A 25,920-nucleotide genomic window follows, 5' to 3' on the forward strand; every position below is an offset into this window, starting at 1 on the left:
AAAATATGCGTGCGGTGATTCGGTGAGTGAGCGTGGCGGCTGGATCGCAGGCCGGCGTTCGCCCGGACTGAATAATCCGGCATTGTAAACAAGGCCGCGTGTCGCGCTGCGCGAATCTTGCCTTGGCGTCGTTATAGCTGGTCGCGGATGCGCACGACCCGTGTCGAATGCGTGGTCGGATCACGATACACGAGCGAGGTGCGATCGACCTCCGCGCGATCGTGCTGGATCCGGCCATGCACGATGAAATAGCTCGAATTGACGTCGATCTGGCTCTGGTCGAGCGTCACGTTCGGTGCACCGGCGCCGCGCAGCGCGAGCTGCACGTCGGCGACGTTGCGGAAAAACACGGTCTCGCGGCGCGACACGAGCGCCTGCGCGGACGACACGCTCATCCCCGGCATCAGCGCCGCGATCACCTCGGCCGGCGCGGTATTCATGTTCACGGGCGTCGTGGTCGGCAGCACGGTGACGAACGGGCGCAGCCGCGCGACCATCTCGGGCGTCACGCCGTCGACGTCGAGCAGGCTGTCGACACCCGTCATCATCAGCGGCGCGGGCCCGCGATCGCCGCCCGTCATGCCGGGATCGTCGGTGAAGCCGCCACCGCCTTGCTGATCGGTCGTCACCGGTGCGGTGACCGGCGGCGCCGTGCCGCCCCCCGGCAGCGTCGGCATCTGGAAACGCGTCGCCGAATTCAGCAGGCTCGCGCGCACCTGCAGCGCGATGCGCTTCGCGAACGCGCCGTCGTAGCCGAGCGTCGTCAGCAGGCGCTGGAACGCCTGGACTTGCGTGACGTTCAACTGCAGCACGCCGGGCGCCGGCGACGCGACCAAGTTGCGCAGGTTGAACTTCGCCTGCGCGTCCTCGATCGAGCCGGAGATATAGGTGTCTTCGCCACCGGTGTCGTTGGGCGCGCCGATCCGGCCGAGGAAATCCGACAGCTTGGTCTTCGCGATCGGTACGCCCCAGATGCCGCCGAGATATGTGATGCCGGGCGCCGTGTCGCCTTCGGAGCGCAGGATCATCCGCGTCCAGTCGAGCGCGCCGCGTGCGACCCACTGTGCCTGCGCGAGCATGCGCTGATTCTCGATGCGGCGGATCTGCACCTGCTGGCGCCACAGCATCCCCGAGACCAGGATCGCCGACAGCGCGACGACCAGCAGCGCGGTAATGATCGCCGCGCCGCGCTGGCGGCCGCGTGCCGGTGCGGGACCGGCCGCACGGGCGGCACGCAATGAGCGGTGAGGGCGCGCGCGCATCGTCATTCCCCGACGAGGAAGATGCGCGTGACCGGCACGCGCAGCGACGTCGCGCCGATGCTGACCTGCAGCCCCGTCACCGCGCGCGTCGGCGGCGCGTTGCCGATCTGCGGCACCTTGAGCGCATCGTTGTTCTGCGCGAGCGCGTCGTTGGCCGTCTGCAGGTTGGTGGTCCAGCCCACGCGCGGCACGTACAGCTTCGCGTCGATCGCGCCGACGCCGCCCATCAGCGCGACCCAGCTCCAACCTTCGACGCTGCTGTCCTTCAGCACGCTGCGCAGCCGGTTCGCGTCGTCGATCGGCGGCGACGCATAGCGCACGACGCGCCCGCCGGCGATCCGGTAGCGGATCACCTGCAGCCGCGGCGCGGCGCCCGGCACTTCGAGTTCGCGGACGATCTGCAGCGTATTGCCGGCGACGCCGATCGCCGGCTGGCCGGCCTCGTCGTCGGTCGCGGCGAGCCGCGCGTCGATGCGCATCTGGTCGAACATCTGCGCGAACACGCGCTCGTCTTCCATCGCGGCCGCGACCTTGTCGCGCCCGCGCATGATCTGGTCGAGCCCGCGCCACGCGAGGATCGCGACCACCGCAAGGATCGCGATCGCGATCATCAGCTCGATCAGCGTAAAGCCGCGGGCAGGGCGGGCGAGCGGGCGGCGCATCGGCGCGTCAGAGCGGACGGCTGGTTTCATTCGCGACCACCGTCACCATCTGCGCGAGCACGCCGGTGCGCCCCGGCATGCTCACCGAAATCCGGACGCGCCGGAACACCGGGTTGGGCGTGGTGCTCACGCGCTGCGTGCAGACGAGCTGCACGTTGCCTTGCGAGCAGTCGAAACTCTGCTCGCCGATCTCCGGCCACGCATGCGTGAGGCGCATCTGCGCGAGCGCGTTGTCGGCGCTCCAGCCGGCCAGCAGCCGGCGATGCAGATCGGAGGCATTGGTCGCCATCGTGCCGACCGCGCGGATCGACGCGGCGAGCGCGACGGCGATGATCGCGAGCGCGACCAGCACCTCGATCATCGTGAAACCGCGGCTCGAAGGAAGCCCCTTCGAGGCATGGCGGCGAGACGAAGCAACGGGGAAGGGCAGGCGACGACGCATCGTCATTGCACCTCGTAGCGGCCGTTGCCGGTGCCGACGATCGTCGCGCTGCCGGCGGCCGAATGCAGCGTCACGCGCACCGGCGTGTCGATGCTCTCGGTGCCGAACACGACACGATTCGCATGCGTGTCGGACCCCGGATAGTCGATGTCGGCGCCCGTGACGCCACCGTCCCAGTCACGCGGGCGCAGCAGGTCGTCACGCAGCGTGCGCCAGCCGTCGGGCGAGCTGACGTCGAACCGGAAGCCGTGCGCGGTCGGCTGCCACGCGATCGGCCGGGCACGCACCTGCGCTTCGTCGCCGGCGGTCTCGAACAGCAGCGCGATGCGCTGCGCTTCCTCGCGCAGATCGGTGCGCGGATTGCGCGTGAGCGACAGCGACGCGAGCGACACGAGCAGCCCCGCGATCACGAGCACGACCAGCATTTCGAGCAGCGTGAAGCCGCGTGCGTGATGACGCCGCGCACCGTGCCACGCCTGCCCGCCGTCGGCATGCGCCGGCACGGACGCAGCCGCGCCGCGACGCGCACGGCAATCGCGGCCGCAGCGGGAGGTCGTGCGAATGGCGAGCATGAAGAACGGGAACGAAGCGTCGGGCCGGTCAGTGAAGCCTTATTGCCACGAACCGATGTCGGAATCGTTGCCTTCGCCGCCTTCCTTGCCGTCGGCGCCGTAGCTGAACACGTCGATCTCGCCGTGCACGCCCGGGTTCAGGTACTTGTAGCCGTTGCCCCACGGATCGTTCGGCAGGCGCTCGAGATAGCCGCCGTCCTTCCAGTTGTTCGGGATCGGATCGGTGGTCGGCTTCTGGATCAGCGCGTTCAGGCCCTGCTCCTGGGTCGGGTAGCGGCCGTTGTCGAGACGGTACAGCTTGAGCCCCTGCATGATCGTGCCGATGTCCTGCTTGGCGGCGATGCGGCGCGCTTCGTCCGGGCGGCTCATGATCTTCGGCACGATCAGTGCCGCCAGGATCCCGAGGATCGCGACCACCACCATGATCTCGATCAGCGTGAAACCGCGCTGACGACGCACGGCCGCGTTGCGGCGAGTGATCCACGTTTGCATGACTGACTACCTCTTTCCAAAAAATGTCGTTGGTTGAGTGACGCACCCGGCGCACCGGACGATTGCCTGACGGCAAGCTTCCGAACCCGCGGGCGCGGAGCACGCATTGTAAGGCGCGCATTGCCGAGGGCTTTCACCCAACGCAAATTTCATATACATCCGTACAATAGCGCGCATGAACGCGCTCTCGATCCGGATCCTTTCCCTCGCCCTCTTCGCGGGTTTGTGCGCGACGGCCACCTACTGGGTCGTCACGCTGTCGGCTCGCGAAGCGCCGCTGCCCGCCGCCGCCGCGCGGCTGCCGATCCGCACCGAGGACGCCGCGGCGCTCTTCGGCGGTCAGCTCGACAAGAATCCCGTGCAGGACATCCACCTGTTCGGCATCCTCGCGCTCGACCACGGTGGCGCCGCGATCGTCGGCGTCGGCGGCGAACCGCCGCGTGCCGTGTCGCTCGGCGCGGACGTCACGTCCGGCGCGAAGCTCGCCGAAGTCCGCCCCCGCTCGATCATCGTCGAGCGCAACGGCGCCCGCACCGAAGTCCAGCTTCCCGCCAACACGCCGTCCCCGGCGATCTACATGCGCTGAAGCCGAAGGTGACGGCCTGACCCACGGTCAGCCCGTCACTGCACCATGTTGTTCAGCTCGATGATCGGCAGCATCACGGCCAGCACGATCACGAGCACGATGCCGCCCATCGCCAGGATCAGCAGCGGCTCCAGCAGGCTCGTCAGGAACATCGTGCGACGCTCGAGCTCGCGCGCTTCGCCTTCGGCCGCGCGATCCAGCATCGTCGTCACGTCGCCCGTCGCTTCACCGGAACGAATCAGGTGCACGAGCACCGGCGGAAACGTCTTCACGTTGTTCAGTGCGCGCGACAGCGCGGAGCCTTCGCGCACGCGCACGATCGCGTCGTCGATGTTCGCGCGCATCGCGCGGTTCGACAGTGTCTCGCCGGCCGCCTGCAGCGCGCGCAGGATCGGCACGCCCGCCGCGGTGAGAATGCCGAGCGTGCTCGCGAAGCGCACGGTGTTGTAGCCGCGCACGAGCTTGCCCGCGAGCGGCGCGGTCAGCACCCAGCGGTCGAAGCGCAACCGGGGCCCGTCGCGCGACAGCGTCGCCTTCACGAACCACGCGACGAGCGCGACCGCGATCAGGATCGCCCACCACCAGTGCCGCACGAAATCCGACAGTGCCATCATCACGATCGTCAGCATGGGCAGCTGCTGTTTCGTGCTCGCGAACACGTTGACGACCTGCGGCACGACGTAGCTCAGCAGGAACGTGACGATGCCGAATGCGATCAGCGTGACGATGCCCGGATACGTGAACGCCAGCAGGATCTTCTGCTTCAGCGCGTTGCTCTGCTCGATGTAGTCGGCGAGGCGCGACAGCACGATGCCGAGCTTGCCGGTGTGCTCGCCCGCCGCGACGAGCGCGCGGTAGATTTCCGGGAAATCACGCGGATGCTGGCCCAGCGCATTCGCGAGCGAATGACCGCCGAGCACCTCGGCGCGGATCGCGGCCATCAGTTCGCGGATGTAGTCGCGCTCGGCCTGCTCGGTCAGCACGCCGAGCGCCTCGTCGAGCGGCAGCCCCGCGATCAGCAGGCTCGCGAGCTGGCGCGTGAGGATCGCCTGTTCGCGCTGCGACAGCTTGCGGCCGAACGCGAGCCGCTGCGACCGCGCCCCGCGCGTCGCGCTGGCGGCCGGTTCGACGACGAGCGGCGTCAGCCCCTGCGTGCGCAGCTGGCCGCGCGCGGCACGCGCGCTGTCGGCATCGATGACGCCTTTCTGCGCGCGTCCCGCCGAATCGATTGCTTCGAAACGGAATGCCGGCATCGCGCTATGCGCCTCCCGTCACGCGCAGCACTTCCTCGAGCGACGTCGCGCCCGACGCGAGCCAACGCTCGGCGTCGTCGCGCAGCGTACGCATCCCTTCCGCACGGCCGGCGGCGAGAATCTCGGCATCGGCCGCATTGCGGTGGATCAGCGAGCGGATCGACTCGTCGACCAGCAGCAGTTCGTATACGCCACGCCGGCCCGAATAACCCGAATGCCCGCACTTGTCACAACCGACCGGATGCCACACGGTGCGGCCTTCTTCCTGGCGTTCTTCCTTGCAGACGGGGCAGAGCTGCCGCACGAGCCGCTGCGCGAGCACGCCGAGCAGCGACGAGGCGAGCAGGTAGGGCTCGACGCCCATGTCGGTCAGACGCGTGACGGCCGATGCCGCATCGTTGGTGTGCAGCGTCGCGAGCACGAGGTGGCCCGTCAGCGACGCCTGCACCGCGATCTGCGCGGTTTCGAGGTCGCGGATTTCGCCGATCATGATCACGTCCGGATCCTGGCGCAGGATCGAGCGCAGCGCGCGGGCAAAAGTCATCCCGATCCGCTCGTTCACCTGCGTCTGGCCGATGCCGCCGAGATCGTATTCGATCGGATCCTCGACGGTCATGATGTTGGTCGTCGCGGTTTCGAGCCGCGACATCGACGCATACAGCGTGGTCGTCTTGCCCGAACCCGTCGGGCCCGTGACGAGCACGATGCCGTGCGGGCGCGCGATCAGCTTGTCGAACTGGCCGAGCGTGTCGCGACCCATCCCGAGCGCTTCGAGGTTCAGCCGCGCCGCATCCTTTTCGAGCAGACGCAGCACCGCGCGCTCGCCGTGTCCGGTCGGCAGCGTCGATACGCGCACGTCGACCGGCCGGCCGCCGACGCGCAGCGTGATGCGGCCGTCCTGCGGCAAACGCTTCTCCGCGATGTCGAGCTGCGCCATGATCTTGATCCGCGAGATCAGCGCACCGTGCAGCGCCTTCTTCGGCCGCACGACGTCGCGCAGCGTGCCGTCGACGCGAAAGCGCACGACCGATGCGTTCTCGAACGGCTCGATGTGGATGTCCGATGCCTGTTCGCGCGCCGCTTGCGTGAGCAGCGCGTTGATCATCCGGATGATCGGCGCGTCGTCTTCCGATTCGAGCAGATCCTCGACTTCGGGGATGTCCTGCATCAGTCGCGACAGGTCGACTTCGCCTTCGACCTCGCCGACCACCTGCGCGGCACTGCCGTCCTGGCGCGCATACGCGTGGTTGATCGCCTGCGCGAGCTCGTCGGCCGGCACGCGATGCACGGAAATCGAGCCGAAGTTGCGCGCGATCTCCGCGAGCGCGGCGTCGCTCGTGCGCTCGCTGATCCACACCTCGAGCGTGTCGTCGAGCTGGTGCGCGATCAGCACCTGGCCGCTCTTCGCGAAGCCGTACGGCAACAGTCGCGCGGCGAGCGGCGACGGCGGCTGCCGTTCGCCCGGCGCGCCGTCGTGGGAAGGGGACGCGAGCACGTCGCTCACTGCGACGCTCCCGGCGTGGCCGTCAGCGGCTGTTGCGGCACCGCCTGCTGCGGCACGCTCTGCGGCTGCGCGGGCGTCGCTTCCGGCAACGGCTGGGCCGGCACCGGCGCCACCTGGCGCTGCATCTGCTGGCGGCGCATCTTGTCGAGATCGAACAGGTTGCCCGCCGGCGTGCCACCCTGGCTCGGACCCAGCGGCATCGGCGGGACGACCGGATCGTCCTTGTCGCGCATCACGTTGTTGTCCGACTTGTACGCGCCCGTCACGCCCTGAATGTAGTCGTAGCGGTTAGCCGTGACTTGCTGCGCGACATTGCGATCGTTGATGATCACCGGGCGCAGGAACACCATCAGGTTGGTCTTCTGGCGGTTCTTGTTCTCCGAGCGGAACAGCTGGCCGATCCACGGGATGTCGCCCAGCAGCGGCACCTTGCTGTTCGACACGGCGTAGTTGTCCTGCATCAGGCCGCCGAGCACGATGATTTCGCCGTTGTCCGCGAGGATCGTCGACTGGATCGAGCGCTTGGTGAAGGTCGGGCCGTTGACTGCGGTCGCAGTGGAGGTCACGACCGCCGAATCCTCGGTGTAGAGCTGCAGCTTCAGAATGCCGCCGTCGGTGATCTGCGGCTTCACGTGCAGCGTGAGACCGACGTCGCGGCGATCGTAGGTATTGAATGCGTTGTTCGTATTGCCGCTCGTCAGGTTCGAATACGAACCCGTCGGAATCGGCACGTTCTGGCCGACGACGATTTTCGCCTCTTCGTTGTCGAGCGTGATGAGGTTCGGCGTCGACAGCACGTTCGCGTCACTCACGCCCGCGAAGTAATTGAGCAGCGCGCCGAGGCCCTGCACGCCGAACATGTTGTGCAGCCAACCGACGTTGAGGCCCGGCAGGAGCGTCTGCCCCAACGCGCCGAGACCCGTCGCACCGCCGGCTGCAACCGCGCCCGACACCCCGAGGATGTTGCCGGTGGGCGTACCGGGGGAATTGAAGTTCGTGCCGCCGAGAAACTGGCCCTGCGCGATCTGCCACTGAATGCCGAGGTTGCCGGACGTGTTCGAGTTCAGTTCGACGATCAGCGCTTCGATATAGACCTGCGCACGCCGTGCGTCGAGCTGGTCGATCACCGAGCGCAGGTTCCGGTAGACCGGATCCGACGCGGTGATGATCAGCGAGTTGGTCGCCGCATCCGCCTGGATCATCCCGCCGGGCTGGTTGTCGTCGCCCTTGTCCTTGTCGCCACCGAGCAGGCCGCCGCTGCCGAGCCCGCCACCGCTGGACGAGCCGCCGTACGACGACGATGAGGACGACGAGCCGCCGAGGCCGCCCGACGGCAGCGGCGGGGTGCCGGACGTGCCGGTCGAGAAGTTGCCGCTCGACGACGAGCCGCCGTTCTGGTTGAAGCTGTTCGCATCGTTGGACGACGCCGACGAGCCGCTGTCGTTGCCGCTGCCCTTGCCGAGCATGCCGCGCAGCGTCTTCGCGAGCTTCACCGCATCGGCGTTGCGCAGCGGCACCACGTGCATGTTGCCCGGCACGCCGCTCGGCGCGTCGAGCTGCTGCACGAGCCGCTTGGCGGCCGCGAGGCGCGATGCGCTCGAGGCGCGCAGCATCAGCGAGTTGGTGCGCGGGTCGGCCGTGACCGACACCTTCAGCGTGGCATCGCTGTTGCCGATCGCGCCCGGGTCGAGCATTTTCTGCAGTTGCGCGGCGAGGTCGATCGCATTCGCGTTGCGCAGCGGAATGACCTGCACCTGCGCGCCCGCGGCGCTATCCACGCCCGCGATGATCTGCGCGATGCGCCGCACGTTGTCCGCGTAGTCGGTCACGACGATCGTGTTGTTCGCCGGGTAGGCCGTCACCGTGTTGTTCGGCGAGATCAGCGGCCGCAGCACGGGCAACAGGTTGTTCGCCGATTCGTTGTGCAGCTCGAACACCTGCGTGATCACCTGGTCGCCGCGCGCCTGCGGCGCATTGCCGACGTAAGTCGGCACGCCCTGCAGCTTCGCGTCGGCCTCGGGCACGACCTTCAGCACGCCGTGATCCTGCACGAGCGCGAAGCCCTGCATGCGCAGCGCCGACTGCAGCGTCTTCAGTGCCTGGTCTTCCGGCACCGGACGTTCGGCCACGAGGTTGAGCTGCCCCTTCACACGAGGGTCGACGATGATGGTCTTGCCGGTTGCGGCGCCGATCGCCTTGGCGACCTGGTCGATGTCCGCGTTCACGAAGTTGAGCGTGACCTGAGCGTAGGCGGCCTGCGAGACGATGAGGCCGGCGACGATCAAGGTCGTGGCGACACGCCGCATAACGAAGCGATTTCTTGTCATGGATGAATGGGTCGATGCCGGCTCAGGCCACTTCCGGCGGTAGTGCTGGGATCCAAGTCCGAAAGAGGCGACATTAGCAGTTTTTCATGTCCGAAATATCACATTGATCCGAGGACTGTCTCACATACGACATGTATCCGGCGATCCGTATGCAATATGTAAGATTCGACACTGTTCTCGGCATGCCGGCCATCGTCCCCGTTGCACGATGAACCGACACGCAAATGCGGTATAACCGGGCTGCCGTATTCCTGTATGTCGCAAGCTGACGGACTGTCGGTATGATACGGGCGGCACGTTTCTCGTCGCACGAATAACAGGCACGGGTTTTCCCGACCCGCACGCAATTTCTTGTCGATTCCGCACCATGAACAGACGGTTCGTTTCGATCGCGTTGATCGCCGCCGGCGCGTGTTTCGCCAGCGCGAACGCTCGCGCGGACTGTTTCGACGAAGCGGCCAGATATCAGCAGGTCAATCCGCTGATCCTGCGCGCGATCGCGTGGCAGGAATCGCGCAACCGGCCCAACGCGCTGAACAAGAACACGAACGGCTCGGTCGACTACGGCCTGATGCAGATCAATTCGATCCACCTGTCGACGCTGTCGCGCTACGGAATCGGCCGCGACACGCTGATGGAACCGTGCAAGAACGTCTACATCGCCGCGTGGCATCTCAAGCAGAAGATGAACCGCTACGGCAACACGTGGCAGGCCGTCGGCGCCTATCATTCCGAAACACCGTCGCTGCGCGACAAATATGCGCGGCAGATCGCCGGCATCCTCGCGCAATGGAAGCTGCTGCCGCCCGTGCAGTGACATCGCGCCGCGCCGTGGCCCGACGCCGTACCGGCCGGCCGGCGCGCGTTTGATGCACAATGCGGGCTCACGCCGCCATTTCGCCCGTTCGCGGGCCGATCGTGCCCCGGAAGGGCGCCGCGGCCGCTTTTTCAATTTTTCCGTTGGTGCATATCGCTATGAATCCGGCAATGAACCAGCCGTTGCCCGTCACCGTGCTGTCCGGCTTCCTCGGCGCCGGCAAGACCACGCTGCTCAACCACGTCCTGTCGAACCGCGCGGGCCTGAAAGTCGCCGTGATCGTCAACGATCTCGCGGCGGTCAACATCGACGCCTCGCTCGTGCGCGACGCGCAGGCGCTGTCGCACGTCGAGGAACGCCTCGTCGAGATGTCGAACGGCTGCATCTGCTGCACGCTGCGCGACGACCTGCTCGTCGAGATCCGCACGCTCGCGTCCGAAGGCCGCTTCGACGCGATCATGATCGAATCGACCGGTATCGCGGAGCCGATGCCGATCGCCGAAACCTTCACGTTCGTCGACGACGACGGCACGTCGCTGTCGGCCGTCGCACGGCTCGACACGCTCGTCACCGTGGTCGACGCGTACAACTTCCTGCGCGACTACGGCTCGGATGACGCGCTCGCGACGCGCGGCATCGCCGCGTCGGAAGAGGACGACCGCACGCTCGTCGAGCTGCTGATCGAACAGATCGAGTTCTGCGACGTGCTGGTGATCAACAAGGCCGACCTCGTCGACGCCGACGCACTCGCACACCTGCAGCACATCTTCGCGCGACTCAATCCGCGCGCGCACCAGGTCGTGTCGACGTTCGGCAACGTGCCGCTCGACGAAGTGCTGAACACGGGCCGCTTCGATTTCGACGAGGCCGCGAATGCGCCGGGCTGGCTTGCGTCGCTCGACGACGATCGCACGCATTGCGACGACCCGGACTGCCATGACGAACATCATGCGCACGTGCACGGCGAAGCCGACGAATTCGGGATCGGCAATTTTGTTTACCGTGCGCGCCGGCCGTTTCATCCGGCACGACTCTGGGCGCTGCTGCACCAGGAGTGGCCGGGCGTGCTGCGCAGCAAGGGCTTCTTCTGGCTCGCGACGCGCAACGACATCGCGGGTTCGCTGTCGCAGGCGGGCGGCGTATGCCGGCATGGCCCGGCGGGTCTCTGGTGGGCTGCGCAGGATCGCGCGGAATGGCCGGACGACGACGAGCTGCTCGCTGAAATCCGCGCCGAATGGCACGGCGATCTCGACGATCGCACGGTGGGCGATCGCCGGCAGGAACTCGTGATGATCGGCATCGCGCTCGACGCGGATGCATGGCGCGCGAAGCTCGATGCGTGCCTGCTCACCGACGCGGAATTCGCGCTCGGCGCGGCGGGATGGCACGCGTTCGACGATCCGTTCCCGGTGTGGGATATCGATTCGCACGACGACGACGATCACGGCAACACGCAGATCGTGCACGCGTAACGCGTCGTAAAAACAACCGTTAAATCTTGCAAGAGGGTCGCGGACTGTGGCAAAAATGCCGCGCGCACCCAACAAAAAACCCGCCGAAAGGCGGGTTTTTCTTGGAACAGGCGCTGGATTAACGCTTGTTGACGGCGTCCTTGAACGCCTTGCCAGCCGTGAACTTGACCGTCTTGGCTGCCGGGATCTTGATGGTTTCGCCGGTCTTCGGGTTGCGGCCCGTACGTGCTGCGCGCTTGCCCGAACCGAAGCTGCCGAAGCCGATCAGCTGAACCGCATCACCCTTCGACACGGCCTTCTTGATAACTTCGAGCAGCGTGTCCAGCGTTTCGCCGGTTTGAGCCTTGCTGGCGCCCGTTTGGGCGGCGACGGCGTCGATCAGTTCCTGTTTGTTCATTAAGGTTCCTTTATCAGGTTAGGTTGACACGAACAGCGCGAACGCGCCGATTATACGTGCGCGAACCGTGCCGTCGAGAGTCAGACTCCGACGACACAGCGCCGAATCCTGGCCCGCGCGACGCGCCCTCCGGTTAGCCGGTGGCCACCCCGCGGTACGGCGTTGCTATGATAGCGCAGCGCAAACCCAATAACGACAAGGGTTTCAAAGATTTTCATCGGTATTTCGCCGAATGAATCATCGACTGCCCGTTTTTTGACCAGCGCCAACCGGACAGGATACGCAGCGCGGTCCGCCCGTGCGCCGCCCCGTTGGCATTTTCCAACGACCGGTCGGACGGCTCCGCGCAATCCCTTGCCAGGCTTGGCTGCCACGTTTTTTGTTTCGCATGACCGACCGACTTGTTCCCGCCACGCTCGCGCTTCGCGACGACGGCACGCTCGTCTCGCCCGAGTTCGGCGATCTCCATCGCGGTGCGTCAGCCGCGCTTGCGCATCGCGTGTTCGTCGCGGGCAACGCGCTGCCGGCGCGCTGGCAGGGCCGCCGCACGTTCACGATCGTCGCGACGGGATTCGGCGCGGGTGGCAGCTTCCTCGCGGCCTGGGCCGCGTGGCGCGACGATCCCGCGCGCTGCGAGCGGCTGCATTTTGTCGCAGTCGAACCGCATCCGTTCTCGCGCGACGACCTGCGCCGCGCCGCTTCGCATATCGTTGCGAACACAACCATATCCGCAGATGTCGATGCGCTCGCCGACGCGTGGCCGATGCTCGTGCCGGGCCTGCATCGGCTCGAATTCGACGAAGGGCGCGTGGTGCTCACGCTCGCGTTCGGCGACGCGATCGACATGCTGGGGAAGATCGTCGCGCGCGCCGACGCGTTCTGTCTCGACGGCTTCGCGTCGTCGAGCGACGCGGATCTCCGTTCGACCGACGTGGTTCGCGCGCTTTCGAAAATCGCCGGCGAACACGCCACGTTTGCAGCGCATGCGAATTCCGACGCGTTGAAACACGCACTCGGCAAAGCGGGTTTCACGTATCGCGAGGTCGACGATGTGCTCGTCGGCGCATATGCGCCGCGCTGGCGCGCGCGCCGGCACGAACCGCCGCTCGCACTGCCCGTTGCGACGCGCCGCGCGATCGTGATCGGTGCGGGCCTGGCCGGCTGCGCGGTCGTCGAACGCCTGGCTGCGCGCGGCTGGGAAGTCACGTTGATCGAGCGGCACGACCGGATCGCGAGCGAAGCATCGGGCAATCCGGCCGGCGTTTTCCATCCGCTGATGACACGCGACGACAACGTCGCGAGCCGCCTCACGCGCGGCGGCTTCCTGCACGCGATCGCACGCTGGCGCGCACTCGAACGTGCGGGCCACACATTCGCGCGCAGCACGCACGGGATGATCCATCTCGCCGAATCGGCCGACGACTTCGCACGGATGCGCGATGCATTCGATGCGTTCGGCGCACCCTCCGACTATGTCTCGCTGCTCGACGTCGATGCCGCGCGCGCGCATCTGAACCTGCCGGTCGCGCAGGGCGGCCTGCTGTTTCCGCACGGCGGCGCCGTCTGGCCGGCCGGCCTTTGCGCGGCCCAATACGCGGCAGCCGGCGAGCGCGTGCGCTTGCTCGCCTCCAACAGCGTTGCAAAACTCGAACGGCGGGGCGACGCATGGCATGCACTGGACGAGGCGGGCGGCACGCTGGCCGAAGCGCCCGTCGTCGTGCTCGCGAACGCCGGCGACGCCGCGCGTCTCGCCGGGCTGCAGCATGTCGCGCTGCAACCGGTGCGCGGCCAGCTCACGTTGCTGCCCCCCGGCAGCACGGCACCGCTGCCGTGCCCGACGATCGGCGACGGTTACGCGGTGCCGCTCGACGACGGCACGCTGCTGATCGGCGCGACGTTCGAACCCGACGACGTCCATCCTGCGATGCGCGCGGCCGGCCACCTCGAAAACCTCGAGCGCGTCCGGCATCTGCTGCCGGGCCTGATCGGCGACCTGCCGGATCCCGACACACTGCGCGGCCGCGTGGCGTTCCGCTGGGTCGTCGGCGACCGCCTGCCGCTGCTCGGCCCGCTCGCCGACGAAGCGGGCGCCATCGCCAACGCGCGCGCACTGAGCGGTGCGCAGGCACGCGACCTGCCGCGCCTGCCCGGACTCTATGGCGCATTCGGCTTCGGCTCACGCGGGCTCGTCTGGGCCGCACTCGGCGCCGAGCTGATCGCCTCGCAACTCGAAGGCGAACCGTGGCCGCTCGAACGCGAACTCGCCGATGCCGTCGATCCCGCACGCTTCCTGATCCGCGCGTTGCGCGCGCGCCGCGTCGGCCAGGCCGGCTGACCGCTCACCCGAGCCGCTCACAGTTTCCCGACTTTTTCGCGCAAGGTTATCCACTCGACACTGTGGATAACCGCGCGGAATCCGCGCGCACTTCGTGTGCAATCACAGTGGACGTAAACTGGGCAACTCGGCACAGCTGTGAAACGGCCCGAAAGTTGCTCAACTCAAACCTCTGTGCACAAACAGTCTGTGCAACGGGTTATGGGCTCCCCAACGCATTGATCTGTCGACGTAAACCGAAGTTATCCACAGAACTGTGCGTCCTTTGTTAACTTCTACTACGTATATATACAAGTAAACCTTTGAAACCAAAGACCTGCGGTGCCGCACAGCGCCGCGAGTCGAATCAATGGGTTCCAGACCGAAAAAGCTGTGGCACAATCGGTTTCCTTCGCGTTCATCCGGCCAGGCGCCGGACATGCTTCAATGGAACGGTCGGCACGATTTCGAATCTGAATCTTCGAGACTGCGCAGTCCGTTCACACACCAGGCCGACAATCCAGATCGGCAACCTGAACGACTTTCCGCCCTGTGGCGGAAAAGGCGGATCCCATGTCCCGCCGTCGTCGACACAACAATCACATTCGGGGCGATACCCAGCCGGCGCGCATCCATTTCTGACGCTTGACCCCGCGTCGCTGGCGGTTGCTTCCAAAGGAGAAGTCACCACGATGAAGTCGGCGTTCTCATTCCTGCCCAACTGGCCGCTCACGCCGGATGCCGTGTTCTGGGCCGGGCTCGCGCTGTTCGCGGCCGGCCTGTGTGGCGAGCTTTGCTATCGCGCATGGCGTCTGCCTCGCATCACCGGTTACGCGGTGATCGGTCTCATCGCCGGTTCGTTCGGATTCGGCGTGATCGATGCAAGCACCGACGAAACCTCGCGGCTCTTGATCGACGTCGCGCTCGGCCTGCTGCTGTTCGAGCTCGGCAGCCGCCTCGACCTGCGCTGGATCCGGCGCAATCCGTGGCTCGTCGCGTCGAGCCTCGCCGAAGCCACGCTGACGTTCGTGCTGGTGCTGTTCGCGATGCTCGCGCTCGGGGTGTCGGGAATGGTCGCGCTCGTGCTGTCGGCGATCGCGATCGCGACCTCGCCGTCGATGGTGATCCAGCTGAAGACCGAACTGCGCGCGGAAGGGCAGGTGTCGCAACGCCTCATCACGCTCACCGCGCTCAACAGCGTCTATGCGATCGTGCTGACCAAGCTCGTGACGAGCTGGCTCCATCAGGAAGCGTACGGCAACGTTTTCGCGACGATCCTGCAGCCGCTCTACCTGATCGCCGGTTCGTTCATCGTCGCGTATCTCGTCGCGCGTTCGTGCAACTACCTGTTCCGCCACATGAACGCGACGATGCGCGACGAGCATTCGTTCGTCGCCCTGTTCGGGCTCGTGATGCTCGCGATCGCCGTCGCCCAGGCGCTGAAGCTGTCGACGCTGCTCACGCTGCTGCTCGCCGGCATCATCGTGAAGAACCTCGAGGCGCGCCCGCAACTGTGGCCCGAGCATTTCGGCACGGCCGGCTGGCTGCTGACGGTGATCCTGTTCGTGCTCACGCTCACGTCGTTCACGTGGGGCGACATCGCGCTCGGCGGGTTGCTCGCGATCGTGCTGATCGTCACGCGGCTCGTCGCGAAGCTGGCCGGCGTCGTCGCGTTCGCGAAGCCGAGCGGCATCGGGATGAAGCAGGGCATCGCGCTCGGCATCGCGCTCACGCCGATGTCCGCGCTGTCGTACCTGCTCGTCGACGACACCTACCAGCTCTATCCGAATTTCGACCCGCACCTGCGCGCGATCGTGATGTGCACGATCGTGATCCTGCAGCTCGTCAGCCCGTTCATCGTCTACCGCTGCCTGTCGGCGGTCGGTGAGCGCAGCGACAGCAACTGATTCCGGAACCTGCCATGGCACTCGAAACCTTCGTCAATTCCGAGCCGTTCACGTTCGGCGTCGAACTGGAGATCCAGGTCGTCAACACGCACAACTACGACCTGACCAAAGCGGCCTCCGACCTGATGCGCCTGATCCAGGGCGAGACCTTTCCGGGCAACATCACGCCGGAAATCACCGAGAGCATGATCGAGCTGTCGACCGGCATCTGCCATTCGCACGAGCAGGCCGTCACCGAGCTGCACGCGATCCGCGACGTGCTCGTGAAGGCGGCCGACCAGCTCAACGTCGGGCTGGCGGGCGGCGGCACGCATGCGTTCCAGCAATGGAGCGACCGGCAGATCTACGATGCGCCGCGCTTCCAGTACATCTCCGAGCTGTACGGCTATCTCGCCAAGCAGTTCACCGTGTTCGGCCAGCACGTGCACATCGGTTGCCCCGATCCCGACAGCGCACTGTTCCTGCTGCACTCGATGTCGCGCTTCATTCCGCACTTCATTGCGCTGTCCGCGTCGTCGCCGTTCGTGCAGAACGTCGACACCGGCTTCCATTCGGCACGCCTGAATTCGGTGTTCGCGTTCCCGCTGTCGGGCCGCGCGCCGTTCGTGCTGACCTGGGACAGCTTCGAGGAGTACTTCACGAAGATGGTGAACACCGGCGTCGTCAACTCGATGAAGGACTTCTACTGGGACATCCGCCCGAAGCCCGGCTACGGGACGATCGAGGTGCGCGTGATGGACACGCCGCTGTCGGTCGACCGCGCGGCGGCGATCGCCTGCTACATCCAGACGCTCGCGCGCTACCTGCTGACCGACCGGCCGCTGAAGCTGTCGGAGGACGACTACCTCGTCTACACGTTCAACCGTTTCGAGGCGTGCCGCTTCGGGCTCGAGGGCACCTGCGTGAATCCTCAGACGGGTGAGCGCCGCACGATCGCGGAAGACATCCTCGACACGCTCGACCGGATCGCGCCGCATGCGGCCGCGCTCGGTTCGCGCGCGGCGCTCGACGAGATCGGCGCGCAGGCCAAGGCGCGCGTGAACGACGCATCGTGGTTGAGAACCGTTTTCAAACAGGAAAAATCGCTCAATGAGACGGTCCGCCAGCAGTGCTTACGTTGGCGCGAGTGAAAAAATGTTTTGCAGATTACGGGCTCGACCGAGTGGCGATTCACTGAACGACGGGCGGCCTCGATTGAGGCCGAAATCGTTGCCGGTTGTCCTGAAAATCTGTGGATAACTTGATATTCCGCTGCAAAGTCAACGATCTGTGCGCGGGATAACCCGGTGGATCATTGCGGTCGGCCCGATGGCCGATCCGAACAGGAAAATGTCCGTTCGCACCGTTCCGCGGGCGTTCGGCATTGCAGGCACAACGAAAAATTTCGGTTATCCAGCGATTTTCCACAGAATGAAGGGGATAACTTAGCTGTGCGATTTTCCGCTCTCGCTTAGAATGTCGGCTTTGCGGACACCGGAACGACGCGTGTCTTACCGGTCGCCGCGAACGCGACCGCCGCGTGTGCCCTCGCGACGGCCGTGCTGACGCACTCGCAAGAGCGTGTCTGTTTTGAGATAGACATTCGATCTCCACACTACGGCCGCTCGGCAAACCGGGCGGCGGCAAAGCGAAAAGACTATGAGCGAAGGCGTTTACGGGAATCAGGCTTCGGGACGTGTGACCCACAGCCTGCTGCGGTTGAGTACGGCCATGCGGAGCCAGGCATGGGATTGGGCGGAAGGCGCTGGCCTGACGCCGACGCAGGGCGAGATTCTCGTGCTGCTGCTGCAGCGCAAGGGCCCGATGCGGCTCGGCGAGATCGCGCGCGAGACGCAGCTGACCGCTGCGACCACGAGCGATGCCGTCAGCACGCTCGAGACCAAGGGTCTCGTCGAGAAGCGCCGTGCGCTGGACGACGGCCGCGCGCTGGCCGTGCGCCTGTCGGCCCGTGGCCGCACGGCCGCGAAGAAGGCGCTGCAATGGCCTGAATTCCTGACGAAAGCCGTCGGCAAGCTCGGTGCGGACGAGCAGGGCGCACTGTACCGCGCGCTGCTGAAGACGCTGCGCGAACTGCAGGTGGCCGGTGCGACGCCGCCGCAGCGCATGTGCGTGACGTGCGCCCACTTCCAGCCGGGCAAGCTGTCGAAGAAGACCGTGCATCACTGCGCGGCGCTCGACATCTCGATGTCCGACAGCGATCTGCGTCTCGACTGCTCGGTGCAGGAAGAAGCCGACGCGGCGACGCAGAAGAAGACCTGGAAGATTTTCGCAGGCTGACGTCCGTCGATCGACCGGGAGGCCGATGATGAACGCTGAAGTCGTGGCGATCCGCCACGTGCATTTCGAGGATCTCGGGAGCTTCGAGCAGGTGCTCGGCGAACGGGGCCGGCGGGTGCGCTACGTTGACGTCGGGTCGTCGCGAGTCGAGGTGCTCGACGTGCTCGAGCCATCGCTCCTCGTCGTGCTCGGCGGGCCGCTCAGCGTGTACGACGATGCGCAGTATCCGACGATCGCGCCGCTCGCGGCGCTCGTGCGCAAGCGCATCGACGCGGGCCTGCCGATCCTCGGCATCTGCCTCGGCGCGCAGTTCATCGCCCGGGCGCTCGGTGCGCGCGTCTATCCGGCCGCGCAGCACGAACTCGGCTGGGCGCCGCTGACGCTCACCGACGCCGGCCGCGCATCGCCGCTGCGCCATCTCGACGCTGCGGCGACGTCGATGCTGCACTGGCATGGCGACACGTTCGACCTGCCGGGCGGTGCGATGCATCTCGCGTCGACACCGGCCTGCCGTCACCAGGCATTCGCATGGGGCCAGCATGTGCTGGCGCTGCAATGCCATCCGGAAATCCGCACCGACCGCTTCGAACCGTGGTTGATCGCGAACGCCGGCGAAATCGCGGCGACGCCCGGCATCGACGCGCGCCAGTTGCGCGCCGATACCGCGCAGCACGGCCCCGCGCTCGAGGCGGCCGCGCGACGCATGTTCGCGGAGTGGCTCGACAGCGTCGGACTCTGACGCTGCCGGTCGCGGCGCCGTTCGCCGCGAAGGGGTTGCCCGGCCCGCATCCGTTGCAGGCCGGCGCATCGTCGTTTGCGCCGCGTTTGCCGCGTCGCCGGCCACCCGCCGCGGCCCGTTCCTGACCGTCCGCTTACTGCCGGGTGCGCCGTCAGCACGCTTCCGGCCTGCGTGCTACGCTCGTTCGCTCTTTCCTTTCCTGGCGAGCGGCCTCCATGACTGCGCTGTTTTCCCCGTTCACGCTGCGCGGCGTGACCCTTCCGAACCGGATCGTGATCTCCCCGATGTGCCAGTATTCGGCCGAGCGCGGAGAAGCGACCGACTGGCACATGATTCACCTCGGCCATCTCGCGCTGTCGGGCGCGGGGCTGCTCTGCATCGAGGCGACCGCGGTGGAACCCGACGGGCGCATCACGCATGGTGACCTCGGCCTCTGGGACGACGTGACCGAAGCCGCGCTGAAGCCCGTGCTGGCCGCGATCCGCAAGCATTCGCCGGTCCGCGTCGCGATGCAGTTGTCGCATGCGGGGCGCAAGGCGTCGAGCAACGTGCCGTGGCAGGGCGGTCAGCTCGTGTCCGTCGCCGACGGCGGCTGGTTGCCGCATGCGCCGTCGGCCGTGCCGCACAAGGATGGCGAGACGCCGCCGCTCGCACTCGATGCCGCCGGCCTGAACCGGATCCGCGAAGCGTTCGCGGCGTCGGCGAAGCGGGCTGCGCGGCTCGGCATCGACGCAATCGAGGTGCACGCGGCACATGGCTACCTGCTGCACCAGTTCCTGTCGCCGCTCGCGAACCAGCGCACCGACGAATACGGCGGCTCGCTCGAAAACCGGATGCGCTTTCCGCTCGAGATCTTCGAGATCGTGCGCGCGGCGTTTCCGGAGGACCGGCCGGTCGGCGTGCGCGTGTCCGCGACCGACTGGGTCGAAGGCGGCTGGGAGCTCGACGATACGATTGCATTCGCGCACGAACTGAAGCGTCGCGGCTGCGACTGGATCGACGTGTCGTCCGGCGGCGTGTCGCCGCTGCAGAAGATTCCGCTGTCGCCCGGCTACCAGGTGCCGTTCGCGCAGGCGGTGAAGCGCGCGGTCGGCATGCCGACGTTTGCCGTCGGCCTGATCAACGAGCCCGCGCATGCGAACCGGCTCATCGAGGCCGGCGATGCCGATTTCATCGCGATGGCGCGCGCGATGCTGTACGACCCGCGCTGGCCGTGGCACGCGGCGGCCGAGCTCGGCGCGCAGGTGACGGCGCCGCCGCAATACTGGCGCTCGCAGCCGCGCGAGCACAAGGCGTTGTTCGGCGACATCGCATTCGGCCAGCGTTGAGCGCCGGGCGCGCAATATTGCGCGTGATGTTGAACGAAGCAATCGCGAACGTGTAGGATGCGGGTGATTCGCCGCATGCCCGACGCGGCACCGACCGGTGCCGCGTTTTCGTTTTGCGCGGCGCCAGGCTGCGACCGCGGCCGCCTTCCATTCAAGTCGTCTTCACAAGGATTCGTTCGATGAGTTCACGCAGGATCGCGGTGCGCCGCTCGGGAGTACACGGCAAGGGCGTGTTCGCCGTGGCGCCGATCAAGGCCGGCGAGCGCGTAGTGGAATACAAGGGCGAGCGAATTTCGTGGAAGGAAGCGCTGCGCCGTCACCCGCACGACCCGAGCGAACCGAACCATACGTTCTACTTCGCACTCGATGAGGGCGGGGTGATCGACGGCAAGATCGACGGCAACAGCGCGCGCTGGATCAACCACTCGTGCGCGCCGAACTGCGAAGCCGAGGAAGTCAAAGGCCGCGTGTACATCCACGCGCTGCGCGACATCGGGGCGGAAGAGGAGCTGTTCTACGACTACGGCCTCGTGATCGATGCGAAGCTGACGAAGACGCTCAAGCGCGAATACGCGTGCCATTGCGGCGCGGCGTCGTGCCGCGGCACGCTGCTCGCGACGTCCGACGATGGCGGGAAGAAGAAAAAGAAGAAGGACAAGAAGGACGGCAAGTCCGAGTCCCGATCGAAGGACAAGAAAAGCAGGAAGTGATGCAGGCGGCGGCGCATCGTGCGCTGCCGCTGCCGTTTCAGCGGCCGGCTGCCGCGTCGCGCAGCCGTGCTCGCCGCGTTCCTCATCCGGCGCGCGGCCCGACCAGCGGCCGGCGCGCCGCGAATCGCTCAGTGCGTCGGCGCGGTGGCCGGCGTTTCGCTGGCCGGCTTCTCGGTGCGCGCGGTCAGCGGCACCCGCACCACGAAGCGTGAGCCGCCTTCCGATGCATCCTCGTACGATACGGTGCCGCCGTGCATCGCGATGATGTCGTGGACGATCGCGAGGCCGAGCCCGGCGCCCGTCTCGACACCGTTGCCGTTTTGCGCGTCGCCGCGGAAGAAACGCTTGAACAGGTCGGCCTGCTGGTTGGCGGGCACGCCGGGGCCGTTGTCCTCGACGACGATCTCGGCGGCCGACTGGCCGTCCTCGAGCGCGCCACGCGCGACGTTCACCGTGATCCGCGCGCCATCCGGCCGCGCGAGCGGCACGTACTTCAGCGCATTGTCGAGCAGGTTCGCGATGACCTCGCGCAACAGCACGGGATTGCCGCGCACGACCAGTTTTTCGTCGTCACCCGGATCGTCGGTGCGCTGGAAGCCGAGGTCGACGTGCGACGCGAGTGCGCGCGGTACCCATTCGGCACCCGTCTCGAACGCCATCGCCGCGAGGTCGACGTCGACGAACCGCGCGGCCTGTTCGCCCGGTTCCGCTCGGGCGAGCGACAGCAACTGGTTGGACAGCCGTACCGCGCGGTCGGCGGCGGCGCGGAGTTCGCGCACCGCGGCGAGGGTCTGGTGCGGGTCGCGTGCCACGGCCGCCTGCTCGGCATGCAGCTTCACGGCCGTCAGCGGCGTGCGCAACTGGTGCGCGGCATCGGCGATGAACTTGCGCTGCGCGTCGAGCGCGGTCTTCAGGCGGCCGAGCAGCGCGTTCATCGCGCTCGTCAGCGGCCGGATCTCCAGCGGCACCTCGGTTTCGTCGACCGGTTCCAGCGACGTGTGGGTCTGCCGGTTCAGCGAATCGGCCAGGTGCGTGAGCGGGCCGAGCTGCTGGTTCACGACGCGCCACACGATGCCCCAGCCCGCGAGCAGCAGCAGCAGCAGCGGCATCATGATCGCGACGAGGAATTCGGCCGCGATCCGGTAGCGGTGCCGCACCGGTTGCGCGACCTCGACGACCATCGGCTTGCCGCCGTCGACGTCGTCGACGCGCACCTGCGCAACCCGCACCGCGCGGTTGTCGTATTCGGCCTCGAATACGTATGCGTGATGCATGCGGCGCACGTTGATGCCCTGCAGCGGCAGCTTCGGATCGCCGGCGAGTTCCTGTTCGCCGTCGCTGATCCGGTAGATCAGCGCTTCGGCGGGATCGGAGAACATCGCCTGCGCGAGCGGCGGCACCGTGAACGGCGCATCGGGGCCGGCGATCTGGATCTGTTTGGAGATGGCGGTGGCGAGATCGGCGAGCGAGCGGTCGATCACGTGCTGCGTGTATTGCCACGCGAGCCAGTAGGCAATCAGGCCGCTCATCAGCGCGAGCATCGACAGCGGGGCGGCGAGGCGCCGAAGCAGCGAGCGGCGCAGGCTGGTGGTCACAGCCGGATCAGGAGACATTTCGACGGGCAAATGGATAAGCGCCGCTCACGGGGAGCGGCGCGGTCGTGCGCCGGACGGCGACGCGGGCAGGGCGGCACGCCGGCGCACGAGGCCGGCCGGCGCGCGGGCACTGCCGCTCAGACGCTCGCGGTCTGGCGGATTTCCTGCAGCAGGTAGCCGAAGCCGCGCACCGTGACGATCTCGACACGGCACTGCTCCAGTTTCTTGCGGACGCGGTGCACGTAGACTTCGATCGCGGTGTCGCCGAGATCGCCGCCGAAGTGCGTGAGGTGATCCTGCAGCTGGGCCTTGCTGACGACGCGGCCGTGACGCAGCAGCAGCATCTCGAGCACCGCGAATTCGCGCGGCGACAGTTCGAGCGGCTTGTCGTCGTTGAAGATGCGGCGGTCGACGCCCGACAGGCGGACGCCGCCGAGCGACACTTCCGGACGCGGCATGTCGCTGTGCGGGCCGCTGCGGCGCATCACCGCGCGGATGCGCGCTTCGAGCTCGGCCGGTTCGAACGGCTTGAGCATGTAGTCGTCGGCGCCCGAGTTCAGGCCCTGGATCCGGTCGTTCAGCTCGTCGCGTGCGGTCAGCACGATGACGGGCGTGTGGCGGTTGGTCTGGCGGAAACGCGTGAGCAGCGTCATCCCGTCGATGCCCGGCAGGCCGAGGTCGAGGATCACGAGTTCGTGGCGGTTCTGAGCCAGCGCCTGTTCGGCAAAGATGCCGTCATGCACCATGTCGACGGTGAAGCCAGCCTGCTCGAGGCTGCTCTGGATACCGCGTGCGATGGGGCGGTCGTCTTCAATCAGAAGGAGTCGCATGAAGTTCGCTCAAGTACAATGGGTTGGCGGTTCAGGCACGCGGACAGCACGACGCCGTTTCCACAGGGGCGCCGCAACACCTGACATCAAGCATGGCGGCCAGCGAACGATTAAATCCAAACATGTCCGATATTTCGATCAACGACCTAGAAGCCGCGATCAATTTCTGGCGCGCCCGCTCGCCGTCGAGCGGCGACGAACTCAAACTCTGCGAAGAGGCCAGCGCGCTTTCCAAGCCGTATGCGCTGCTGATTGTACAGCGCGAAAGCGCGCTGCAACTGGAAGGTTTGGACCCCAAGGCACGGAAAGCCTACGAGACTTACGTGCGCCTTAAGGATGGCTTGGAAAGCTGAAGGCTTTCGCTGAGTACATCCTAGGAAACGTTCATCGAAATGAAAAGTTGACGCGCCGCGCATCGAAAGACGCGCGGCGGTAGAGGAAGGCCTCAGGCGGCCGGTTGCGCGTGCGCGCCGGCACGGTCGATGAACAGCGCCAGTTCGATGTCGCGTTCGGTCAGGCCGTCGGCATCGTGCGTCGACAGCGTGACGTCGACACGGTTGTACACGTTGAACCATTCCGGATGGTGGTTCATTTCCTGCGCCTTGATCGCGACGCGCGTCATGAAGCCGAATGCTTCGTTGAAATCGGCGAAGCGCAGGCTGCGCTGGATTGCGTCGCGGCCCGGTACGGCCGTCCAGAGCGGCAGGCCTTCGAGCCGGGTCTTGCGTTCTTCTGATGTGAGCTTGTGGATCATCTTGCACCTCTCGGTCGGTAACGGCGCCCGCGCGCGGCTGCGCCGCGCGGCGAAGCCGGCACCGGTCATTGTTTCATAGTTGTGGGAAGGCGATCGGGAGGCCGGCAGCGGTGCGCTGCGGCGCCCGCGCGCGTCACGCGTCGGCGTCGTCGGGCCAGCCTTCGCCCGTGCCGCGATGCAGCACGCGATCGCTATCGAGCACCGCGCCGGCCGCGAACTCGGGCAGCGCCGCCAGCCGGTCGGCCAGTACACGGCCGTCGACGTCGGCCAGCGCGAACAGCTGCGCGAAATCGTCGATCACGAAGTAGGTCTTCTGGAACGTGTCGATCCGGTACTGCGTGCGCATCACGCGCTCGAGGTCGAAGCCGAGCCGGTTCGGCGCCGCGCTTTCGAGGCTGTACAGGCTTTCGCCCTTGCTCGAGACGATCCCCGCGCCGTAGATCGACAGCCCGTTCGTGCCGCGCGGGTCGCGGATCAGCCCGAATTCCACCGTATACCAGTAGAGCCGCGCGAGGCGCGCCAGCGCCGCTTCGTCGTCGGCGACCGCGAGTGCGGTGCGGCCGTACGCCTGCATGTAGTCGGCGAACACCGGATCGATCAGCAGCGGCACGTGGCCGAACAGGTCGTGGAAGCAGTCGGGTTCCTGCAGGTAGTCGAGCTGGTCGGGGCGGCGCATCCACCAGGTGACCGGGAAGCGCCGGTTCGCCAGGTGCTCGAAGAACACGCGGTCGGGCACGAGGCCCGGCACCGCGACGATCTCCCAGCCGGTGGCCGGCTTCAACTGACGGTTCACGTCGGCGAACGACGGCACGCGATCGGCCGGCAGGTCGATCTTCCCGAGCCCCGCGACGAACGCGTCGCACGCGCGACCGCGCAGCAGCGCCGACTGGCGTGCATAGAGCTGTTTCCACACCGCGTGGTCGACCTGGCCGTAGCGCGCGAGCGGCTGGTCGATGGTGAAATCGGCGCGGGTTTCGAGGCCCGCATCGAACTGCTCCTGCAGTTTCGCGGTGACGACGGTGGACATGATCTGGCTCTGCACGTGGCGGTTGGGAACCATGCAAGTGTAGAGCGGGCTGCGCGCGGAATGGGCGCAATGTTGGCGCTGATTCGCTCGATGATGCGATAATCGCGCATCAAATCACGAATCAATGCGGAGAATACTCATGCTGGAACTCGATCACTTCGATCTCGCGCTGCTGGACGTGCTGCAGCGCTTCGGCCGCGCGACGCATCAACAGCTCGGCGAGGAGGTGCCGCTGTCGCCGTCGCAAATCGGCCGTCGGCTGCAGCGGCTCGAGGCGGCCGGCGTGATCGAAGGCTACCGCGTGATGCTGCGCCCCGAGAAACTCGGGCTCGGCGTCACCGCGTTCACGAGCCTCAAGCTCAAGCACCATGGCGATTCGATCATCGAGCAGTTCCAGCAGCAGATCGACGTGCTGCCCGAAGTGCTCGAATGCCATGCGGTGGTGGGCGATGCCGACTACCTGCTGCGGATCGTCGCGCCGGACCTGAACGCGCTGTCGCAGTTCGTGATGAAGAAGCTGATGCGCGTGCCGGGCGTCGACAGCGTGCGCTCGAACATCGTGCTGACGACGTTCAAGCGCAACGGCGCGTTGCCGCTCGCGCACCTGGCGCCCGGCGCCGCCTGACGCGGCGGCAGGGTTGGAGGCGGCGCGG

Annotated in this window: 25 protein-coding genes; 12 read left to right on the forward strand and 13 right to left on the reverse strand. The window is 66.7% G+C overall.

All coding sequences use genetic code 11. The features are described 5' to 3' along the window. Window positions 1–131: 131 nt before the first annotated feature. The 5 genes from gspK to gspG are packed head-to-tail and all read right to left on the reverse strand — an operon-like array spanning window position 132 to window position 3,430. Window positions 132–1,262 carry a type II secretion system minor pseudopilin GspK gene (gene gspK / locus G3N61_RS14700; RefSeq protein ID WP_205822838.1) on the reverse strand — a complete coding sequence of 377 codons (1,131 nt, stop codon included), beginning with the start codon at window positions 1,260–1,262 and terminating at the stop codon, window positions 132–134. A gap of 2 nt (window positions 1,263–1,264) precedes the next feature. After that, window positions 1,265–1,954 carry a prepilin-type N-terminal cleavage/methylation domain-containing protein gene (locus G3N61_RS14705; protein ID WP_205822840.1) on the reverse strand — a complete coding sequence of 230 codons (690 nt, stop codon included), beginning with the start codon at window positions 1,952–1,954 and terminating at the stop codon, window positions 1,265–1,267. Beyond that, the gene (gspI, locus tag G3N61_RS14710; protein WP_205822842.1) at window positions 1,932–2,372 is read right to left on the reverse strand and encodes a type II secretion system minor pseudopilin GspI; all 441 of its coding nucleotides are present in this window, start codon (window positions 2,370–2,372) and stop codon (window positions 1,932–1,934) included. The genes G3N61_RS14705 and gspI overlap by 23 nt, the downstream gene beginning before the upstream one ends. Next, the gene (locus G3N61_RS14715) at window positions 2,369–2,938 is read right to left on the reverse strand and encodes a GspH/FimT family pseudopilin (RefSeq protein ID WP_205822844.1); all 570 of its coding nucleotides are present in this window, start codon (window positions 2,936–2,938) and stop codon (window positions 2,369–2,371) included. The genes gspI and G3N61_RS14715 overlap by 4 nt, the downstream gene beginning before the upstream one ends. Before the next feature lie 39 nt (window positions 2,939–2,977). Beyond that, window positions 2,978–3,430, reverse strand: a complete 453-nt coding sequence (gspG, locus tag G3N61_RS14720; RefSeq protein ID WP_043184832.1) for a type II secretion system major pseudopilin GspG — start codon at window positions 3,428–3,430, stop codon at window positions 2,978–2,980. 175 nt (window positions 3,431–3,605) lie between these two features. Here gspG and G3N61_RS14725 point away from each other — a divergent pair, with 175 nt between their 5' ends. Then, window positions 3,606–4,016 carry a hypothetical protein gene (locus G3N61_RS14725; RefSeq protein WP_043184833.1) on the forward strand — a complete coding sequence of 137 codons (411 nt, stop codon included), beginning with the start codon at window positions 3,606–3,608 and terminating at the stop codon, window positions 4,014–4,016. Window positions 4,017–4,051: 35 nt separating this feature from the next. Here the strand turns inward: G3N61_RS14725 and gspF are convergent, their stop codons facing one another. From gspF to gspD, 3 genes are read right to left on the reverse strand one after another with little or no spacing between them, the layout of a single operon-like run. Continuing rightward, window positions 4,052–5,269, reverse strand: a complete 1,218-nt coding sequence (gspF, locus tag G3N61_RS14730; RefSeq protein WP_043184834.1) for a type II secretion system inner membrane protein GspF — start codon at window positions 5,267–5,269, stop codon at window positions 4,052–4,054. Window positions 5,270–5,273: 4 nt separating this feature from the next. Next, window positions 5,274–6,773, reverse strand: coding sequence for a type II secretion system ATPase GspE (gspE, locus tag G3N61_RS14735; protein WP_089449629.1), 1,500 nt, complete (start codon window positions 6,771–6,773; stop codon window positions 5,274–5,276). Continuing rightward, window positions 6,770–9,100 carry a type II secretion system secretin GspD gene (gspD, locus tag G3N61_RS14740; protein ID WP_205822845.1) on the reverse strand — a complete coding sequence of 777 codons (2,331 nt, stop codon included), beginning with the start codon at window positions 9,098–9,100 and terminating at the stop codon, window positions 6,770–6,772. The genes gspE and gspD overlap by 4 nt, the downstream gene beginning before the upstream one ends. 367 nt (window positions 9,101–9,467) lie before the next feature. Between gspD and G3N61_RS14745 the strand changes: the two genes are divergently transcribed. Together G3N61_RS14745 and G3N61_RS14750 are read left to right on the forward strand one after the other, a co-directional pair. Next, window positions 9,468–9,917, forward strand: coding sequence for a lytic transglycosylase domain-containing protein (locus G3N61_RS14745; protein ID WP_205822846.1), 450 nt, complete (start codon window positions 9,468–9,470; stop codon window positions 9,915–9,917). A 158-nt stretch (window positions 9,918–10,075) separates the two neighbouring features. Next, on the forward strand, window positions 10,076–11,389 hold the full coding sequence (locus tag G3N61_RS14750) for a GTP-binding protein (protein ID WP_089449631.1): 1,314 nt from the start codon (window positions 10,076–10,078) through the stop codon (window positions 11,387–11,389). A gap of 118 nt (window positions 11,390–11,507) precedes the next feature. Here the strand turns inward: G3N61_RS14750 and G3N61_RS14755 are convergent, their stop codons facing one another. Next, complete coding sequence (locus tag G3N61_RS14755) at window positions 11,508–11,786, reverse strand: HU family DNA-binding protein (protein ID WP_006401505.1); 279 nt, start codon at window positions 11,784–11,786, stop codon at window positions 11,508–11,510. A 388-nt stretch (window positions 11,787–12,174) separates the two neighbouring features. On the opposite strand from G3N61_RS14755, the gene mnmC reads away from it, so the two are divergent. From mnmC to G3N61_RS14790, 7 genes are all read left to right on the forward strand, one after another. After that, a complete protein-coding gene (mnmC, locus tag G3N61_RS14760; RefSeq protein ID WP_205822847.1) occupies window positions 12,175–14,121 on the forward strand; it encodes a bifunctional tRNA (5-methylaminomethyl-2-thiouridine)(34)-methyltransferase MnmD/FAD-dependent 5-carboxymethylaminomethyl-2-thiouridine(34) oxidoreductase MnmC in 1,947 nt (648 codons plus the stop codon). A 671-nt stretch (window positions 14,122–14,792) separates the two neighbouring features. Continuing rightward, window positions 14,793–16,007 (forward strand): cation:proton antiporter, encoded by a 1,215-nt coding sequence (locus tag G3N61_RS14765; RefSeq protein WP_043184840.1) that lies wholly within the window; start codon window positions 14,793–14,795, stop codon window positions 16,005–16,007. Window positions 16,008–16,021: 14 nt separating this feature from the next. After that, complete coding sequence (locus G3N61_RS14770; RefSeq protein WP_043184841.1) at window positions 16,022–17,137, forward strand: YbdK family carboxylate-amine ligase; 1,116 nt, start codon at window positions 16,022–16,024, stop codon at window positions 17,135–17,137. A gap of 508 nt (window positions 17,138–17,645) precedes the next feature. Continuing rightward, window positions 17,646–18,284 carry a MarR family winged helix-turn-helix transcriptional regulator gene (locus tag G3N61_RS14775; protein ID WP_043184842.1) on the forward strand — a complete coding sequence of 213 codons (639 nt, stop codon included), beginning with the start codon at window positions 17,646–17,648 and terminating at the stop codon, window positions 18,282–18,284. Window positions 18,285–18,312: 28 nt separating this feature from the next. After that, window positions 18,313–19,023, forward strand: a complete 711-nt coding sequence (locus G3N61_RS14780) for a glutamine amidotransferase (protein ID WP_043185216.1) — start codon at window positions 18,313–18,315, stop codon at window positions 19,021–19,023. Between the two features lie 215 nt (window positions 19,024–19,238). Next, window positions 19,239–20,351 carry an NADH:flavin oxidoreductase/NADH oxidase gene (locus G3N61_RS14785; protein ID WP_043184843.1) on the forward strand — a complete coding sequence of 371 codons (1,113 nt, stop codon included), beginning with the start codon at window positions 19,239–19,241 and terminating at the stop codon, window positions 20,349–20,351. 179 nt (window positions 20,352–20,530) lie between these two features. Next, on the forward strand, window positions 20,531–21,061 hold the full coding sequence (locus G3N61_RS14790; RefSeq protein ID WP_089449634.1) for an SET domain-containing protein-lysine N-methyltransferase: 531 nt from the start codon (window positions 20,531–20,533) through the stop codon (window positions 21,059–21,061). A 128-nt stretch (window positions 21,062–21,189) separates the two neighbouring features. Here the strand turns inward: G3N61_RS14790 and G3N61_RS14795 are convergent, their stop codons facing one another. Together G3N61_RS14795 and G3N61_RS14800 are read right to left on the reverse strand one after the other, a co-directional pair. Next, a complete protein-coding gene (locus G3N61_RS14795) occupies window positions 21,190–22,674 on the reverse strand; it encodes a sensor histidine kinase (protein WP_205822848.1) in 1,485 nt (494 codons plus the stop codon). Between the two features lie 119 nt (window positions 22,675–22,793). After that, entirely contained in the window at window positions 22,794–23,486 is a 693-nt protein-coding gene (locus tag G3N61_RS14800; protein ID WP_006401494.1) for a response regulator transcription factor, read from the reverse strand. A gap of 122 nt (window positions 23,487–23,608) precedes the next feature. Here G3N61_RS14800 and G3N61_RS14805 point away from each other — a divergent pair, with 122 nt between their 5' ends. Continuing rightward, a complete protein-coding gene (locus G3N61_RS14805; RefSeq protein ID WP_034183818.1) occupies window positions 23,609–23,839 on the forward strand; it encodes a DUF3717 domain-containing protein in 231 nt (76 codons plus the stop codon). Window positions 23,840–23,931: 92 nt separating this feature from the next. Here G3N61_RS14805 and G3N61_RS14810 read toward each other — a convergent pair whose 3' ends face one another. After that, complete coding sequence (locus G3N61_RS14810; protein WP_039352208.1) at window positions 23,932–24,240, reverse strand: 4a-hydroxytetrahydrobiopterin dehydratase; 309 nt, start codon at window positions 24,238–24,240, stop codon at window positions 23,932–23,934. A gap of 133 nt (window positions 24,241–24,373) precedes the next feature. Beyond that, a complete protein-coding gene (gene phhA, locus G3N61_RS14815; RefSeq protein WP_089449744.1) occupies window positions 24,374–25,267 on the reverse strand; it encodes a phenylalanine 4-monooxygenase in 894 nt (297 codons plus the stop codon). Between the two features lie 139 nt (window positions 25,268–25,406). Here phhA and G3N61_RS14820 point away from each other — a divergent pair, with 139 nt between their 5' ends. Next, window positions 25,407–25,892 (forward strand): Lrp/AsnC family transcriptional regulator, encoded by a 486-nt coding sequence (locus G3N61_RS14820; RefSeq protein ID WP_006408082.1) that lies wholly within the window; start codon window positions 25,407–25,409, stop codon window positions 25,890–25,892. Window positions 25,893–25,920 lie beyond the last annotated feature (28 nt).

The sequence above is a fragment of the Burkholderia sp. Ac-20349 genome (assembly GCF_017104865.1).
GTDB lineage: Bacteria > Pseudomonadota > Gammaproteobacteria > Burkholderiales > Burkholderiaceae > Burkholderia > Burkholderia aenigmatica.